Origin of the sequence: Pseudodesulfovibrio hydrargyri (assembly GCF_001874525.1) — a bacterium.
Classification (GTDB): domain Bacteria; phylum Desulfobacterota; class Desulfovibrionia; order Desulfovibrionales; family Desulfovibrionaceae; genus Pseudodesulfovibrio; species Pseudodesulfovibrio hydrargyri.
In genome coordinates this window covers 1-15,610 of record NZ_LKAQ01000002.1, presented here as the reverse complement: position 1 = coordinate 15,610, position 15,610 = coordinate 1, and the positions used below count along the sequence as shown (strand labels likewise).

General features: G+C 68.0%; 17 protein-coding genes. 6 read left to right on the top strand and 11 right to left on the bottom strand.

The genetic code is table 11. From position 1 onward, the window contains the following. Positions 1-33: 33 nt before the first annotated feature. Positions 34-894, top strand: coding sequence for an NADP-dependent methylenetetrahydromethanopterin/methylenetetrahydrofolate dehydrogenase (locus BerOc1_RS04470; RefSeq protein ID WP_071544544.1), 861 nt, complete (start codon positions 34-36; stop codon positions 892-894). Position 895: 1 nt separating this feature from the next. Next, positions 896-2,029: an ATP-grasp domain-containing protein gene (locus BerOc1_RS04465; protein ID WP_071544543.1), complete on the top strand. Its 1,134-nt coding sequence runs from the start codon at positions 896-898 to the stop codon at positions 2,027-2,029. Positions 2,030-2,252: 223 nt separating this feature from the next. Here BerOc1_RS04465 and BerOc1_RS04460 read toward each other — a convergent pair whose 3' ends face one another. Next, entirely contained in the window at positions 2,253-2,612 is a 360-nt protein-coding gene (locus BerOc1_RS04460; protein ID WP_071544542.1) for a winged helix-turn-helix transcriptional regulator, read from the bottom strand. Between the two features lie 605 nt (positions 2,613-3,217). On the opposite strand from BerOc1_RS04460, the gene afpA reads away from it, so the two are divergent. Next, positions 3,218-3,781, top strand: coding sequence for an archaeoflavoprotein AfpA (afpA, locus tag BerOc1_RS04455; protein ID WP_071544541.1), 564 nt, complete (start codon positions 3,218-3,220; stop codon positions 3,779-3,781). Next, positions 3,778-4,740, top strand: coding sequence for a beta-ribofuranosylaminobenzene 5'-phosphate synthase family protein (locus BerOc1_RS04450; RefSeq protein WP_071544540.1), 963 nt, complete (start codon positions 3,778-3,780; stop codon positions 4,738-4,740). The genes afpA and BerOc1_RS04450 overlap by 4 nt, the downstream gene beginning before the upstream one ends. A 1-nt stretch (position 4,741) precedes the next feature. Here the strand turns inward: BerOc1_RS04450 and BerOc1_RS04445 are convergent, their stop codons facing one another. After that, on the bottom strand, positions 4,742-5,335 hold the full coding sequence (locus BerOc1_RS04445; RefSeq protein ID WP_071544539.1) for a DUF447 domain-containing protein: 594 nt from the start codon (positions 5,333-5,335) through the stop codon (positions 4,742-4,744). Between the two features lie 83 nt (positions 5,336-5,418). Here BerOc1_RS04445 and BerOc1_RS04440 point away from each other — a divergent pair, with 83 nt between their 5' ends. After that, positions 5,419-6,129, top strand: a complete 711-nt coding sequence (locus BerOc1_RS04440) for a (5-formylfuran-3-yl)methyl phosphate synthase (protein ID WP_071544538.1) — start codon at positions 5,419-5,421, stop codon at positions 6,127-6,129. Here the strand turns inward: BerOc1_RS04440 and BerOc1_RS04435 are convergent. From BerOc1_RS04435 to BerOc1_RS04425, 3 genes are read right to left on the bottom strand one after another with little or no spacing between them, the layout of a single operon-like run. Continuing rightward, a complete protein-coding gene (locus tag BerOc1_RS04435; RefSeq protein ID WP_084641084.1) occupies positions 6,126-6,785 on the bottom strand; it encodes an amino acid kinase family protein in 660 nt (219 codons plus the stop codon). The genes BerOc1_RS04440 and BerOc1_RS04435 overlap by 4 nt on opposite strands. Continuing rightward, on the bottom strand, positions 6,782-7,831 hold the full coding sequence (locus BerOc1_RS04430; protein ID WP_071544537.1) for a hydantoinase/oxoprolinase family protein: 1,050 nt from the start codon (positions 7,829-7,831) through the stop codon (positions 6,782-6,784). Before BerOc1_RS04430 ends, BerOc1_RS04435 begins: the two co-directional genes overlap by 4 nt. Next, complete coding sequence (locus BerOc1_RS04425; RefSeq protein ID WP_071544536.1) at positions 7,824-8,825, bottom strand: ATP-grasp domain-containing protein; 1,002 nt, start codon at positions 8,823-8,825, stop codon at positions 7,824-7,826. Before BerOc1_RS04425 ends, BerOc1_RS04430 begins: the two co-directional genes overlap by 8 nt. Positions 8,826-8,837: 12 nt before the next feature. Between BerOc1_RS04425 and BerOc1_RS04420 the strand changes: the two genes are divergently transcribed. Continuing rightward, the gene (locus BerOc1_RS04420) at positions 8,838-9,578 is read left to right on the top strand and encodes a HisA/HisF-related TIM barrel protein (protein WP_071544535.1); all 741 of its coding nucleotides are present in this window, start codon (positions 8,838-8,840) and stop codon (positions 9,576-9,578) included. On the opposite strand, the gene BerOc1_RS04415 is transcribed toward BerOc1_RS04420, so the two are convergent. The 6 genes from BerOc1_RS04415 to mptA are packed head-to-tail and all read right to left on the bottom strand — an operon-like array spanning position 9,570 to position 15,576. Beyond that, a complete protein-coding gene (locus tag BerOc1_RS04415; RefSeq protein WP_071544546.1) occupies positions 9,570-10,454 on the bottom strand; it encodes an ATP-grasp domain-containing protein in 885 nt (294 codons plus the stop codon). The two genes, BerOc1_RS04420 and BerOc1_RS04415, sit on opposite strands and share 9 nt — an antisense overlap. Continuing rightward, positions 10,451-11,422, bottom strand: coding sequence for a methenyltetrahydromethanopterin cyclohydrolase (gene mch, locus BerOc1_RS04410; RefSeq protein WP_071544534.1), 972 nt, complete (start codon positions 11,420-11,422; stop codon positions 10,451-10,453). The genes BerOc1_RS04415 and mch overlap by 4 nt, the downstream gene beginning before the upstream one ends. Then, a complete protein-coding gene (locus tag BerOc1_RS04405) occupies positions 11,403-12,260 on the bottom strand; it encodes a formylmethanofuran dehydrogenase subunit C (protein ID WP_084641080.1) in 858 nt (285 codons plus the stop codon). Before BerOc1_RS04405 ends, mch begins: the two co-directional genes overlap by 20 nt. Before the next feature lie 12 nt (positions 12,261-12,272). Further along, positions 12,273-13,616, bottom strand: a complete 1,344-nt coding sequence (locus tag BerOc1_RS04400) for a DUF6513 domain-containing protein (RefSeq protein ID WP_071544533.1) — start codon at positions 13,614-13,616, stop codon at positions 12,273-12,275. Positions 13,617-13,631: 15 nt separating this feature from the next. Then, a complete protein-coding gene (locus BerOc1_RS04395; RefSeq protein WP_071544532.1) occupies positions 13,632-14,114 on the bottom strand; it encodes a 6-pyruvoyl trahydropterin synthase family protein in 483 nt (160 codons plus the stop codon). A 10-nt stretch (positions 14,115-14,124) separates the two neighbouring features. Then, a complete protein-coding gene (gene mptA, locus BerOc1_RS04390) occupies positions 14,125-15,576 on the bottom strand; it encodes a GTP cyclohydrolase MptA (RefSeq protein WP_071544531.1) in 1,452 nt (483 codons plus the stop codon). Between the last annotated feature and the right edge of the window lie 34 nt (positions 15,577-15,610).

Here is a 15,610-nt window from a genome sequence, read left to right as displayed (position 1 = left end):
ACCCCCATGGGGCGTAAAAGAGAAGAGGGAAGAATGAAAAAGAAACTGTTGCTTCAAATGGACTGCGACCCGCAGGCCAGCGTGTTCGACGCCGTGGTGGCGCACGATGCGGGCGTGGACGCCCTGTTCCAGCAGAGCGGGGTGGCCCCTGCGGACGTGCGCAACCAGGTCTACGGCCTGATGTTCACGCGGGGCGGCGACGACCTGAAGAATTCCGCCGCGTTCATCGGCGGTTCCGACGTGGTCCTGGGCGAAGCCATGCTCAAGGCCGCCAAGGAGAGCTTTTTCGGCAACGTCCGCGTCTCGGTCATGCTCGACTCCAACGGCTGCAACACCACCGCGGCGGCGGCCGTGGCCAAGCTGTGCGGCGGCGACGGGCTCAAGGGCAGAAAGTGCGTGGTCCTGGCCGGGACCGGCCCGGTGGGCAAGCGCGCGGCGGGTCTGATGGCCATGGAGGGCGCGGACGTGGTCCTGACCTCCCGGCGCATGGACCGCGTTGAGGAGGCCTGCGCGGAAGTGAACGCGCGCTTCGACGTGAACATCTCGGGTGCCGAGGTCGGGGACGAAGCGCAGGCCCAAGCGGTGCTGGAAGGCGCGTACGCCGTGCTCTGCGCCGGTGCGGCGGGTATCCAGCTGTTGGGCTCCGACACCTGGACCGCCAACCCGACGCTTCTGCGCCTGGGCGACATCAACGCGGTGCCGCCGCTGGGCATCGAGGGCACCAAGGCCCATTTCGACGGCGAGGACGTGGACGGCAAGCTGGTCTACGGCGCGCTGGGCATCGGCAACCTGAAGATGAAAGTCCACCGCGAGTGCATCAAGCGCCTTTTCATGCGCAACGACATGGTCTTCGACGCCGAAGAGGTCTACGCTGTGGCCAAGGAGATGATCTAGCGTGCGGATTCTGCTGGCCGGGGTGAGCGTGCGGGCATTGGCGCAGTCGGCGGTTCGGGCGGGGCACGACGTGGCCTGCCTGGACTTTTTCGGCGACCGCGATATGCCGGAAGGCGCTCCCAAGGTCAGCATGTGCGGCGCGGGCTGCGAATCCTACGAGGCCTCGGCCCTGGCCGACCTCGCGCAAGGGATCGAGTACGACGCGCTGGCCTATGTGGCCAGCCTGGAGAACCATCCGGACCTGGTCGCCCGGCTCGCCGGGGACAGGCCGATCATCGGCAACCGTCCGGACACCCTCAGGAGGGTCCGCGACTGGACCGGCCTGGCCGCGTTCTGCCGCAGGGCCGGGGTGGCCATGCCGCCGACCCTGGCGGAAGCGGAAGTCCCCACCGCCTCCAAAGGAACCGGCGACTGGCTGCTCAAGCCCGTGAAGAGCGGCGGCGGCCATTCCATCCGGCCCTGGGAGGGCGGAATCCCGGAACGGGGGTGGTATCTCCAGCAGCGGGTCCACGGCCTGGCCGCCTCGGCGGTCTTCGAGGCCGACGGCGCGCGCTGCCGCGTCCTGGGGATCAGCGAACAGCTCATCGGGCTCGGCCGTTTCGGCGCGGCCGGGTACCGGTATTGCGGCAACCTCTATCCGCTCGAACCGCAGGCCGGCAATGGCAGACTCGGCCAATGGGTCGGTGAGACGGCCCACAAGCTGACCGCTCATTTCGGGTTGCGGGGAGTCAACGGCCTGGACTTCGTGATCCCGCCCGTCGGCGATCCGATCCTGATCGAAGTGAATCCCCGTCCCCCCGCCTCGGCGGAACTCATGGAATCGGCGCACGGGAAGAGCATATTCTCCGCCCACCTGTCCCCGCTCTCGGAACCGTCCCCGCACCGCGACACGGCCCGCGTCCACGGCAAGGCCGTGGTCTTCGCCGTGCGGGACGTGACCGCGCCCGACACCGATCCCTGGCTGGGGATGGAACGTCGGGACATTCCCGAATCCGGACAGGTCATCGCGGCGGGACATCCGATCTGCACCGTGCTGGCCGGCGGCGACAACCGCCGCGAATGTCTCGACCGTCTGCGCCAGGAAGCCGACGCCGTCCGCCGGGACACCGGCGACGCCCCGCCCGGCGGGGAGTGACGACACCGGCTCGGCGAAGACCATATCCAGGAATTTCATCCTCCTAACCGTGGAGACGCGGCTCGCCCTATCTGCCAGGGCGGGACAAAAAAGGAGCGATTGCGCCATGCATGGCGCAATCGCTCCTGTCTCCCAATCCTGGGCTGAGGGCTGCGGTGCCACCGTTGGTCGGTCAGTCCCGTATGCGGCTATCCGAACCGGTGACCGGCGAAACGCGTCCTGTTCAACAGTGGTATCCGGTTTCCCTGATTTCCAGGTATTCCGCCCCCCACTCGTTCATGTTCTCGAAGAGGGGTATGGCCTTCTTGCCGATGTTGGTCAGCGAGTAGACGACGACCGGGGGGACTTCCGGGTACGCCTTTCTGTTGACGATCCCGTAGCGCTCCAGCATGCGCAGTTGCTGGGAGAGCACCTTGGGCGTCACCTTGGGCATGGCTTTTTTCAATTCACCGAAACGTTTGTCCTCTTTCGAGAGATTCCAGATGATGCTCGGGACCCATTTCCCGGAGAAAATCTCAAACGGAATCTCCAATTCATACGTGTAGTTGCTACAACTGACTTTGTTGGTTCTATCATCGGGCATATGCTACCTCCGCCTCAATAAAACTTCCCCGGCACGCCTTGAAACGCGGCGTGCTTTCAATGGTTGTCCCGCCCCCGCAATCGCCGCACGAGGAGGGCGGAACGCTTCTATGGTTTTCCGATCACCGGGATCGGCCGCAACCCATTCTATTTAGCGCTCCAAGGATAAAATCCCGGGCATTGTTTTGCAAGGTCAAATTGAACTTTTGACCGTAATTCAGCCAAAAAATGAACTCGTAGGCCCGAATCGTCCAAAAAAGTATTTCCGGCGGCCCGATTTGTTGGAAAATCCGGTGCCAAATCCGTGTATTGACGCCCAATGCGGACGACTTTTCGCTATGCCGGAACAGGCGGGCACCCGCCGGTGGAATGGGTAATTACCAAAAGGATACTAGTGGGCGAAAAGTACCTACTTTACAGCCCCATCGCATTCTGTTGCAATGCAAATACGAGGAAAAGGGCGCACCCGTCCGCCGGGCTGGGAGAAACTCCCGGACAAAGCGGCCGGGGCCGGACAGTCCCTTCCTCGGGCTCACGCGGCGGGCGCTCCCGTCCGGTCGGCAGGACCGGAGGCAGGAGCCCCCCGGCAACGCCAGGGAGGATGGAATGAAAATCGTCTGGGGCATCACCGGCGCCGGCGACCTGATGCCGGAGCTCTTCGACATCATGGAGGACGTGGCCCGGCAGCCCGGCGCGGACGTCACCGTGATTCTGTCCAAGGCCGCCGGGACGGTGCTCAAATGGTACAAGCTGTCCGACCGCCTGGACGCCTTCGCCCGGCGGGTGCATGTCGAGAAGGACGCCAACACCCCCTTCCTCGCGGGCCCCATGCAGGTCGGAAAATACGACTTCTTCCTGGTCGCCCCCCTGACCGCCAACAGCGCGGCCAAGATCGCCCACGGCATCGCCGACACGTTGATCACCAACTGCGTGGCCCAGATCAGCAAGGGCGAAACCCCGACCTACCTCCTGCCCGTGGACCAAAAGCCCGGCAGCGCCACCACCACCCTGCCGGACGGCACCTCGTTCACCCTGAAGGTGCGCGACATCGACGTGGCCAACGTGGACAGGATCCGGGCCATCGACGGCCTGCACGTGCTCGACGGCCTGGACGCCCTCAAGCGGCTGTTGGCCGACAAGCTCGGCCGGGCTCCCGGAGGCGCGCCATGAAGGTCACGGTCATCGCCCAGGCCCGGCTCCATTTCGGCTTCACCAACCTGACCCCCGGGCTGGGCAACGTCTACGGCAGCGTGGGGGTGGGGCTGGACAGGCCCTTTACGCGCGTAACGGCCGAACCGGCCGAGGATTTTTCCGTGCACGGCCCGCGCGCCGAGCAGGTCGGCGGGTACGCGGACCGGCTGGCCGGGCATTACGGCGTCCGATGGCGGGCCCGGCTTACGGTCGAGGAGATCGTGGACCGCCATTCCGGCCTGGGCTCCGGCACCCAGACGGCGTTGGCCACGGCGGCCGCGCTGCTCAGACTGCACGGCCTGGGCCATGACATACGCGAGGCGGCCGGAGCCATGGACCGGGGGTTGCGCTCCGGGGTCGGCATCGCGGCCTTCGAGTCCGGCGGGTTCATCCTGGACGGCGGGCACCCGGACCTGGAACGGCCCGAGGTCATCACCCCGTCCAGCGTGCTGGTCCGGCACGATTTCCCGGAGGACTGGCGGTTCGTGCTCTTCCTGCCCTCGTTGGGCCCCGGCCTGTCGGGCAAGAGCGAGAAGGCCGTGTTCCGGGACCTGGGCGATACCCGCGCCGTCACCGACGCCATCTGCCGGACCGTGCTGCTGAACATGCTGCCCGCCCTGGTGGACCGGGATGTGGAGGCCTTCGGCCGCGCCCTGACCGAAGTGGACACCCAGACGGGGCGATTTTTCCAGGAGGCCCAGGGCGGGACGTACCGGGAGAAGCTGGCCGCCGACGCGGTCGGGGCCCTGCTCGCCGCCGGGGCCTACGGCGTGGGCCAAAGCTCGTGGGGGCCGTGCCTGTACGGACTGGTGGACGGGCGCACCGAGGACGACGTGGTCCGGGCCGCCCGGAAATTCCTGGACGGACACGGGCTGCAGGGCAAGGTCGTGCAGGCCGGACCCAACAACAGGGGCGCGGAAATCCTTGTCCAAGAGTGAATCAGCACTCGCCCTCGACCTTGGCGAGCAACTCCCTGACGGCCGTTTCATAGCCGGAGCCCGGCGCCACCTTGGCGATGACCCGGACGTTTTCGCGCAACTGGTCCACTGCGGCCCAACCCAGCAGGCGGCAGCGCGTCGACAGGACCAGGCTCTCCAGGAACAATCCCTTGGCCCGGTTGATGAGCTTGACCGGCGCGGCCGCGCTGCCGTCCACGATCTCGGCCGTGAGCAGCATCTTTTTGCCTGCGTCCTCGAGGTTCGTCACGCGCATGCCCAGCCAGGCCGGAACATCGGCCAGCACCGGCCAGCCGGCGGCCTCGCCTTCGGACACGGCGTCGAAGACAAGCTGGTCCCGCCGGTTCAGGGCGCCGTGCAGGTCCAGGGGATTGTCCACGAAGTTGGCGACGAACCAACCGTTTTCCCGGATGGCCTCGAGGGTGGAGGAGCCTTTGAACAGGGCCGCCTCGAGGGTCGCGCCGTCGCCGGTCCACAGGCCGAAGGGCCCGGCCGTGGCCGCGCCGTCGCGCTTGGCGGTGATAACCACTTCGTAGATCCAGCCCGGGCGCAGGGAGTGCAGTCGAGAGTCGGTCATATGCGGTCCCCATGATTCCTTTGACTTGTCGTAACTATTCATCTTATTGAAAGAAATATCCATACACATCAGACGAGGCAGCAATGCAGATATTGGTCAGTGTCGTATCCCAAGGCGAGGTCGCCGAAGCCGTGGCCGGGGGCGCGGACATCCTCGACGTCAAGAACACCCGCGAAGGCTCCCTGGGGGCCGCCCAGCCCGAGGTCATCCGATCCATTCGTACCGCGGCTCCGCCGGACTGCCCGGTAAGCGTGGCCATCGGCGACGCCCCCCAACTGCCCGGGACCATGGCCCTGGCCGCCCTCGGGGCCGCGTCCTGCGGCGTGCAATACGTCAAGGTCGGGCTCTTCGGGGCCAGGACCCTGGCCGAGGGCACGGACATGGTCCGCGCCGTGTGCCGGGCAGCCCGCTCGGTGGCCCCCCGGATCAGGATCATGGCCGCGGGCTATGCGGACGGCGCGTCCATCGGGTCCATATCCCCGGACGACCTGGCCGTGGCCGCGGCCGAGGGCGGCGCGGACGGCTGCATGTTGGACACCCTGGCCAAGGTGGGCGACAGCCTGTTTTCCTTCATGGGCCCCGAACCGCTCGGCCGTTTCCTGGCCCGTTGCCGAGAGCTCGGCCTGGCCAGTGCCCTGGCGGGCAGGCTGGGCATGGCCGACGCCCCGCTGCTGTGCGAGCTTAAGCCGGACATCGCCGGGTTCCGGTCCGCCGTGTGCGGCGGGGACAGGACCGGCGGCCGCGTGGACGCCGAGAGCGTCCGCCGCCTCCGGGCCCTGCTCAATCCGGCCTAGCTTCCGCGTACCCGCGTTCCCAACGCCGCGCCGGTCGATAAAAGTTGCGCCACCCGTTCGGGAAAGCGCCCGTTGACCACCCATGTTTCGCATGGAGCCTCCTCAAGGGCTTGCGCCAGATACCGGTCCACCCCGCCGTTGCCCGGCAGGGCGTCCACGTCCATTTCCCCGATCAGCCGCGCGTGGGGCGCGGCCGGGTCCGCGTCGTACAGGCCGTCCACGTCCTTGACCAGGACCAGCCGATCGCTCCCGGCCCGCCCGGCCACCCAGGCGGCGATGGCGTCAGAGGTCACGTCCCAGGAATGGGGCAGGGGGTCCTCGCCGCGCAGCCAGTCATGGGGCAGGAGCACGGCCACCCGTCCCTCGCCCGCTGCGGTCGCCGCCTCGTCCAGAGACCGGACCGGGCGGCTTCCCGAGATCATGTCGCAAAGAAGCAGGCCGTACTGGTCCATGGCCAGGATGGCCATCCAGTGGGCGGCCGTATCCGACAGCGGATAGCGGGCCGCGCAGCGCCTGACCCCGTCCGCGAAATCCCCGCCGCCCGGGACCACCAGCAGGGGATGGTCTTTCCCGGCCCGGGCCAGAACGGCGCACAGGGCGGGCAGTTCGTCGTGGCGGGACTGGCTGCCGCCCACTTTGAGGACCGTCAGGTTCACGGCCAGATCTCCAGGGAGAGCAGATGCGCGGCGGCCAGGGCGGGCAGGACCACTTCCTGCCGCCGCTTGGGGTCGCCCGGATAATAGGCGGACGCCATGCCCAGCCGGGCCGCGGCCTCGGCCGCCACGAACGCCCCGCTGCCCGCGGCCAGGACCAGGCCGGGCCGCCGGGCCTCGTCCAGGCCGGAGAGGACCTGGAGGGCCGCCCGGGTCACGCCGGACAGTTGCGCCTCATACACGGCCCGGGCCATGCAGACCACGTCGGCCATGGAAAGCGTCTCGCCGTCCGCGCAGACCAGCCGGGCCAGGCGCATGCGGGCCGCCTCCGGGGTGGTGCCGCGCCCGTCGGCCGTGGCGCAGGTGTAGTCCGCCTCCGCGATGTTGCCGAGGAGCAGGTGGACGTCGGCCATGAACGAAAAACGCTCGTCGGCCACGCGGCACAGGGAGCCGCGCACCGGGACCGTGCGGACCAGGGTGTTGGGGTTGCTGCGCAGGACCCCGCAATAGACGAGTTCCCCGCGATCCAGCCGCTCGGTGTCGGTCCGGCCCACGGCGGCCACCTGGCCGCCCGCCAGGGGGATGATGTCCGTGGTCGTGCTGCCCACGTCGATGAGCAGGGCGTCGGGGTGGGTCCGGGCCGCGTACAGGGCCGAGGCCATCCAGTTGTTGGCCGCGAAATGCAGGGGATGGTCGGCGACCCGGTCCAGCCGGACCCACTCGCCCGTGGTCACGTCCAGGACCGAAGTGGCCAGGCCGGGAAAGGCCTCGTGCACGGCCCCGCAGATGAAGTTCACCCCCTCGCGCTTGGTGGCGAAGGAATCGCACAGCTCGGCGGTCATGGTCAGGGCCGCATGCGAGCACGTCCCGGCGTCGAGCCTGCGCCCCAGCGCGGTCAGTTCCCCGGCCAGCAGCGACGGATCGCGCCAGACCTCGAGCGGGGCGCTGGCGGTTTTGGCCGTGGTCCCGTCCGCGTCACGGTCCAGGCGGGCCGCCTTGACGTTGGCCCCGCCGATGTCGAGCCCGAGAATTCCCATCCGATCAGACATCCCTGCCTCCCTTGTCGAATTCCACCCGGCGTCCGGGCCCGAACCGTTCGGGCAGGACGCCGTGCGCCGCCGCGTTCAGAATGGCCTCGGCCAGGTTGGCGTCCAGCGACCGCGACACCCCGGAATAGGCCACGGTCACGCGCGGATTGATCTCTATGACCATGCAGCCGTCGTCGGTCAGAACCATGTCCAGGCCCACGAAGCCCGCAAGCCCGGGGAAGAGCCTGGCCGCGCGCGCGGCCAGGTCCAGGGCCGCCTCGGATTGCGGGTGGTCCAGCGGGGTGCTTCCCCCCTTGTAGGCAAAGGGGATGCCGGGTTCGATGCGCTGCCCGTTCAGGCTCAGGGGCGTGACATCGTTGCCGCAAACCAATATACTCGCGCTGGCGTTGACGCCCGGCTGGTAGCGCTGCAAAAGCCAGTCTTCACGGCCTTCCAGCAGGGCCAGGGCGCGGTCCAGGTCCTCGGGCCCGGCGACCAGGCTGACCCCGTCGCAATCCTGGCCCGAAGCAGGCTTGACCACCACCGGGAAACCCATTTCCCGGGCCGCCGCGCCCACGGTCTCCCGGGTGACCGGTACGGTCTCGGGAGCGGGAATGCCCGCCTGGCGAAAAAGGCGCGCGCATTCCCCCTTGTCCGAAGCGGCCAGGATCGACTCCGGGGAGCTGCCCAAAAGCCTGGCCCCGGCCCCCTGCGCCCTGCGGCTCAGGTCGGCCAGGCGGCCGCCCGCCTCCGGGGCGATGACCAGGGCGTAGTCGGCGCGACCGGCGAGGTCGTCAAAGGACGCTTCCCAGTCGCCGGACACCACCGCGACCTCGTGCGCATGCGGAACGAGCATGCCCGGCGCGAGGCAGGTCATGGTCCGGCAGCCGGGCAGAACGGTGAAGTCGCGCAGCAGCGCGTTGAGCATGGCCTGACCCTCCGGGGTGGCGCTCGCCGCGAGCGGGGTCCCGGCCATGGCCCCGGCGCTGAAATATTCGAACACGAACAGATTCATCTTGGAGCACCTATGGAAATCATTCCGGTTATCGATCTGTTGAACGGGGAGGCCGTGGCCGCCATTCGCGGCGAGCGGTCCATATACCGTCCGGTGAAAAGCGACATCGTCGCCACTTCGGCCCCCCTGGACGTGGCCCGGGCCCTCATGCGGGTCAGCGATTGCCGGACCATGTACGTTGCCGACCTCGACGCCATCCAGGGCCGTCCCTGGCACCGGGACGTGCTGCGCGAACTCTGCCGGTCCCTGCCCGTGGAGTTCATCGTCGACGCGGGCGTGTCCGGCCCGGACGAGGTCCTGGCCCTGGCCGGACTCGGCGTGGGCCGCGCCATCCTCGGCACCGAGACCCTGCCCTCCCTGTCCATGCTCGACGAGATGATCGCGGCCGCGGGCAGGGACAGGGTACTGCCCAGCCTCGACGTGCGCAACGGGGCCGTGCTCACCGACGCCCCGGAACTCCGGGGGCTGCACCCGCTGGACGGGCTGGCCCGCCTGGTGGACATGGGACTCGACACCTTCATCCTGCTGACCCTGGACGTGGTCGGCACGGGCGGCGGCCCTGACTGGCCGCTGCTCGAGGCGGCCGCGAAACAATTCCCGGGCATATCCATCCTTGCGGGCGGCGGCATCGCCTCCCCGGACGACCTGCGCCGGGGCGCGGCGCTCGGCCTCAAGGGCGGGCTCACGGCCACCGCCCTGCACCGGGGCTGGATCACCGCCGCCGACGCAGAGGCCGACGCCGGGCTAGCCTGACCGGGCCAGGACGTAATCGACAAGCGCGGCTCCGGCATCGATTCCCGTCGCCTCCCTGAGACCGGCCCAGGCCGGGATGGTGTTCACCTCGATCAGCCGGTACTCCCCGCCGCTGACCAGGACGTCGACCCCGGCGTAGTCGGCCCCCACGGCGGCCGCCGCGCGCACGGCCATGTCGGCCAACTCCCGGTCGGGCGTAAGGGCCACGCCCTTGGCCCCGACCGAGATGTTGGTCTTCCAGGTCGTCCCCTGCCTGCGCATGGCCGCGAGGACCTCGCCGCCGATGACGAACAGGCGGATGTCCTCGTTGTCGTGCTCCATGTATTCCTGGAGATAATAGACGTATCCGCCCAGTTCCAGGGCCTTGAACACGCGGTAGGCCACGTCCGGGTCCTGCACCCGGTTCATGCCGCGCCCCTCGGCCCCGAACAGCGGCTTGACCACCACGTCGCCCCCCAGTTCGGCGAACGCGGCCAGGGCCTCGTCCACGCGCTCGGTGACCACCGTGGCCGGGACGGGCAGCCCTTCCTTGGCCAGCAGGCCGAGGGCCAGATACTTGTCCACTCCGCGCTCGATGGCCGTGGGCGGATTGACCACCCATTTCCCGGCCAGCACCAGGTTGTGCAGGATGTCCAGGCGGTAGACGACCTGCTCCAGGGAGCCGCCGGGCACGCAGCGCACGAAGACAACGTCCGCTTCGGCCAGGCTCCGGTCGTCCGGCCCCTTGCCCGCCAAGGTCGCCAGCGGGTCCCGGCCGGGCCGGGCCGTCAGCCGGTTGATGGCCAGGCAGGGGGCGTTCACGCCGCGCGCGGCCAGGGCCTCCTGGAGCATGACCGTGTGCCTGCCCCCGTTCTTGCCGAGAATGACCGCCTTCATGATGCGCACGACCTCATGTACATTTCGCCGTCCAGCCTGCCCGCCGTGAAGACGCGCCCGGAGCGGACGTTGTTGACGATCACCCTGGCCGGGCTGAAGAGCATGGGGTCGATCTTGTAGAAATCGCCGTCGTAGCGCTTGAACAGGTCGTAGAACAGGGTGCCGTAATCCTTGGACGAGGAGGACGGGACCCGTTCGATGATCCGCTCCACGTCCGCGTCCTCGCAGTCCACCGCGTACCAGACCGTGCCGCCGTACAGGACCGCGTCGTTGGTCCGGCCGATGGCCCGCAGGTCGCTCTTGGCCACGGGCGGCACCGGGCAGGTCCCGTAACCGGACAGGACCGCGTCGAGATCAAAGCCCAGCTCGTGCAGCTTGTGCAGGCCGGTCTCCACCACCCGGGCGGCGATCTGCACCGAACCGGCCAGGGAGGCCGTGGGCGCGATGAGCATGCACAGGTTCTCGGGGGTCACGCCGCAATCCCGGGCGACCTTTTCGGCCACGGCCTCGGTGGGGAGTTTACTCCCTTCGAAGATGATGGCGGCCTCGTCCGCGCTTTCGGCATAGCCCAGGTGCTCGAAGATCGGCTCATGGCCGTAGAGCGCTCGGGCGGGCCCGGAGCCCATGGCGAAATAAGGGGAGCCCGCGCCGTCGTCGTCCAGGCTCACGGCCCAGCCCGCGTATTGGGAGGCCATGCAGCCCGCCTTGGGCCGGTCCACGACCACCCGCACGCCGGGGTGGACTTCGTCGCCGAAATGGATTTCGGTCCAGCCCACGGAGCCGCATCCGGCCAGGCAGGCCTCGCCCATGAGCCGCCCGGCCTCCAGGGAGCCGGTCGCCTTGATGCCCGCGTCCACCACGGTGGCGCCGTTGGGCAGTTTTATCTCGATCACGTTCAGGCTGTCCGCCCGGTCGGCCATGGAGCGGATGACGCCGCACGCGCATTCGTTAAGACTTGGTGAAGACAAGGATTTCCCCCTTTCCGTTCACGTTCTTGTCGCCGATGAAACGGCGGTACGGCCCGGATTCGACGCCGCCGGGCAGGTCCCATTCCCACTGCCTGAACCGCTCGTAGAAACAGTCCAGAAAGGTGGGGGAATAGGTGCAACTCAGGACATAGGACGGCGGCGGCCCGGCGTAGTCCCCCAGGACCACGATGGTGCCGCGCCGGTTTCCGGTGCCGGCTTGGTCTCCCGGCTTCCCGAAAATGAAAATGGTTCCGCCGAGCATGCGCGCCCCGGCAAAATCGCCCGCATCGCCGCGCACCGCGATCAGGCCGCGCCGCATGCCCGCGCCGAGTTCGTCCCCGGCCCGGCCCTCGATCAGCAGGCTGCCCCCGTCGACCCCCTTGGTCCGTCCGGGGTAGAGCGCCCCGGCCCGGCCCCCGGCGTCGCCCCGGATGCGGATGAAGCCGCCGGTCGCCTGGGCCCCGGCGTATTCCCCGGCGTCGCCCTGGACCAGAATTTCCCCGCCCCGCATGTTCGCCCCGAGATGCGCGCCCGCATTGCCCAGGACGGTCAGCCTGCCGTGGCCCATGGACCTGCCGATGCCGTTGACCCTGGACAGGTCGCCCTCCAGGATGACGTCCTCGGTCAGGCCCGGCTCGATGGTGAAGACGTCACCCAGGTTCGCCTTGTCCGGCCCGATTTCGACGGGCAGCGCGGCGATCTCGTGCATGTTCCTGCCCGCCAGCGATTCCGGCGCCAGGCAGTCGGCCTCAACGGTGACGGACAGCGGTTCCTTGAGGGCCAGCCGGGTGGCTCCCCCCATCTCCTTGACGAATCCCGCGCAGGACAGACAACCCATGGCTTCCTCCGGTCAGGCTTTCCCGGGTTCGGAAAGATAGCCGTAGCGCAGGGGATTGTCCTGCACGTACCGCTTGCCCAGCCGGGCCGCGGTCACGGCCCGCTCCAGTTCCCGGCCGATGTAGTAGGCGTGGCCGGGGTCGTCGATGCCCATGGCCTCGAACAGGGCCTGGGTGTCGGTGCCCCGGAGAAAAATATCCCGGTTGAAGACCACGACCTCCCCCCGGGAGACGAAGATGCGGAAATTACGGTCCCTGACCTGGGCGTGGATGGCCGCCAGCTCCTCGTCGTTGAACTCCGGGCGGACCGCGTCCTTCACGGTCAGCAGGTCGTCGGTCAGGTTCACCGGAAGGACCCGGTTGTCCACGGCGTACCGCATCATGCGCCGGGCCCGGTCCAGCTCCCGCACCGCGCCCGTGGCGTGCAAGGCGACTTCGGTGGTCAGCACGTAGTCGATGGAAAGTTCGGCCATGACCCCGGCCAGCACCGCGTTGATCCCGGTGGTGTCCGCGTGGGTCAGCTCGCTCAGGTTGCCCAGCCCCATGAGCATCTCGGCCTCGGGGTGGTTGCGCCGGGCGTCCCGGAACCGGGCCACGGAGTCGGTGAAGCCGAAGCCGATGGGGTCGAGAATGGGGTCCAGCACGTACCGGACGCCCCATTCGTCGAGTTTCGCGGCGTTGCGTTCCAGGGAACCCAGCCCCTCGCCGAAATCCGGGATGACCACCACCTTGGCTCTGATCTCCCTTGCGACTTCGAGGTTGGCGGAGTTGACCGACAGGAGCATGTCCACCCCGGCCCTGTCGGCTTCGAGGATGGTCTCCCGGTCGAAGGTGTCCACGCTGACCCGGTATCCCTCACCCTTGAGCGCGGCCACGGCCTCGCCCACGCCCGGGAACCCGCCCGAAGGCGGGCAGCCCAGGTCGATGCAGTCCGCGCCGCTGTCCCGGTAATAGGCGGCCCGGGCCAGGATGGCGTCCAGCCCGATGCGGTAGGCGTCCACGATCTCGGCCAGAATGCGGGTGTGATACTTGGACAGATCGGGCGGGTTCCCGGCCTTGCCGAAATACCGGGGCAGGTCGTTCAGGTCGTCCGGGCCGCGCAGGACCTTGATCCCGGTCTTCCTCTCGATGGTTTCGATCTCCCCGTGGCAGCGGCCGGGCACGACGAGCGCGTCGAAGCCGCCGGTCTCGCCCAGCCGGTCCGCGATCCAGCCGGTGTTCATCAGGGCCGCCACCGTGGAGTTGAGGATCCTGACCTCGTAGTCGAAATCCGGCTCCATGGCCCGCAGGACGTCGGTCAACGCCCTGGCCGCCAGCTTGCCGGTCACGAACAGGTATGTCTGTCTGGGGGATGGCATCCGAAAGGTCGGCCCCTATCCCTGGCGTCCGGTCTCAATGCGGAAACGGGCCGCCTGGCCCGGGGCCTCTTCCACGCCCACCTGCACGGATGAGATGTTGTCGCACCCGGACAGGGTCTTGAACAGCTCCCCGGCCAGGTACTGGGCCAGGTATTCGGCGGTGATGTTGGCCACGGGCAGATCGAGGACGTCCCGTTCCGGGAAGACGTAGCGCCGGTCCCGGACGCGGATTTCCACCTCGCCGTCCGCGCGCGTGACCGTGAACTGGCCGTTGCCCGTGGGCAGCAGAAACCGGTGGTCCAGGGTGTCGCACAGCGTCTTGACCGTGCGCTTGAGCTCAACGAAGTCGTAGACGTAGCCGTCGCCGGTCAGTCCGCCCTCGAGCTGGACCTCCACCGCGTAGTTGTGCCCGTGCAGCCGTTCGCACTTGCCCGCAAAGGTGATGAAATGGGCCGCGCTGAAGTTCAGGTGCCCGCTGTCGACTTTCAAACTGTGCATGCCGCCTCCGTCAGGATTTCAGCCATTCGTCCATGCTGATGGGACGGATGGGGTTGACGCCTTCGCCCGCCAGCTCGCGCCGGATGTCGCACATCAGCCCGAAGCGCTCGGCAAAGGCGTTGTGCTTGTGGATCGACTCGAGATTTTCCTGCCTGGCGAGGACAAATGTATCGTCGGGCAGGTCCGGGAAGGTGTCAACCAGCAGGCGCAGCATTTCGCGGACCACGTCCTCCACGAAGCGCGGATTGCGGTGGGCCTTGTTGACCACGAAGAACTCGTCGGGCCGCTTGAGGATGGCGTAGGTCTCGGAGCTCATGGAGGCTTCGATGATGTGCACCAGGCTCTCGGCGCGCACGCGTACGTCCGAGCCGATGAGCAGCGTGCCCAGGCCGCGCTGGTTGTGGGAGGCGATGGGGATGGCGTTCAGGGCGCGCTCAGCCTGTTCCTCGGTGAACCCCTCCTTGAGCAGGATGTCCCTGGAGTTGGACCGGACCATCTCCTGGGCGCAGGGACACACGGTCATGCCCTCCACGGTCACGCCAATGATGCAGCGGGTCCGCTCGGCCGTGCTCGAGGCGATGCCGATCAGGTTGTACAGCTCCTCGGTGAACTTGCCCGACACCGGGGTGATCTTGCCCAGGGGGGAGCGGGCCGTGATGTGGACCTCGGAGCGGACCGCGCCCTGGTCCTTGAGGATCTGTCGCGACAGGTTGCCCGCCAGGGACTCGATGTCCGGAGTGGGCACCCGGGTCAGGTTGTGGACCAGTTCCTCGGTGGCCACGCTGAAGCGGGACATGTGCACGCCCGCCTGGTCGGAGTTGAGGTCCGCGAACAGGTCAAGGGATGCCTGGAACAGCTCCGAGCCCTCGCCGTTTCCGAAGCGGACGTTGCGCTGCAGGCTGGTCACGCCCACCCGGCTCAGGCAGACCGGCACGCGGGGCTTTTCCTGCTGCACGTCGTGGGTCGGCCGGGGCCGCATGCACTGCTTGGCCACGCCCCAATGGCGCAGGCCGCCCAAAAGCGTCTCCACGCTCCTGTCCAGGACGGGATGGACCAGCCCCGGCTCCATCTCCGACAGGGGCACGAGCACGAAGGCGCGTTCGTGCATCCTCGGGTGGGGGATGGTCAGCTCCTCGCTCTCGAGGATTAGGTCGTCGTAGAGCAGGATGTCGATGTCGATGGTCCGGGGGGCGTTGCGGAAGCTCGGCCAGCGGCCCATGCGCCGTTCGATGCGCTTGAGGAAATGCAGCAGGTCCTCGGGTCCGAGCTCGGTCGTGACCCGGCAGACCATGTTCAGGAATTTTGGCTGGTCCTCGTACCCCATGGGTTCGGTCTGGTAGTACGAGGAGGTCTTTTCGATGGTCATTCTGGCCCGCATGTACTGCTGGGCCTGCAACAGGTTGGCCAGGCGGTTGCCCTGGTTCGCTCCCAATCCGAGATAAGCGGTATGCTGTCCGCTCATATATTCTCCTGACGCGCGCAAAGGCGCGTATTGT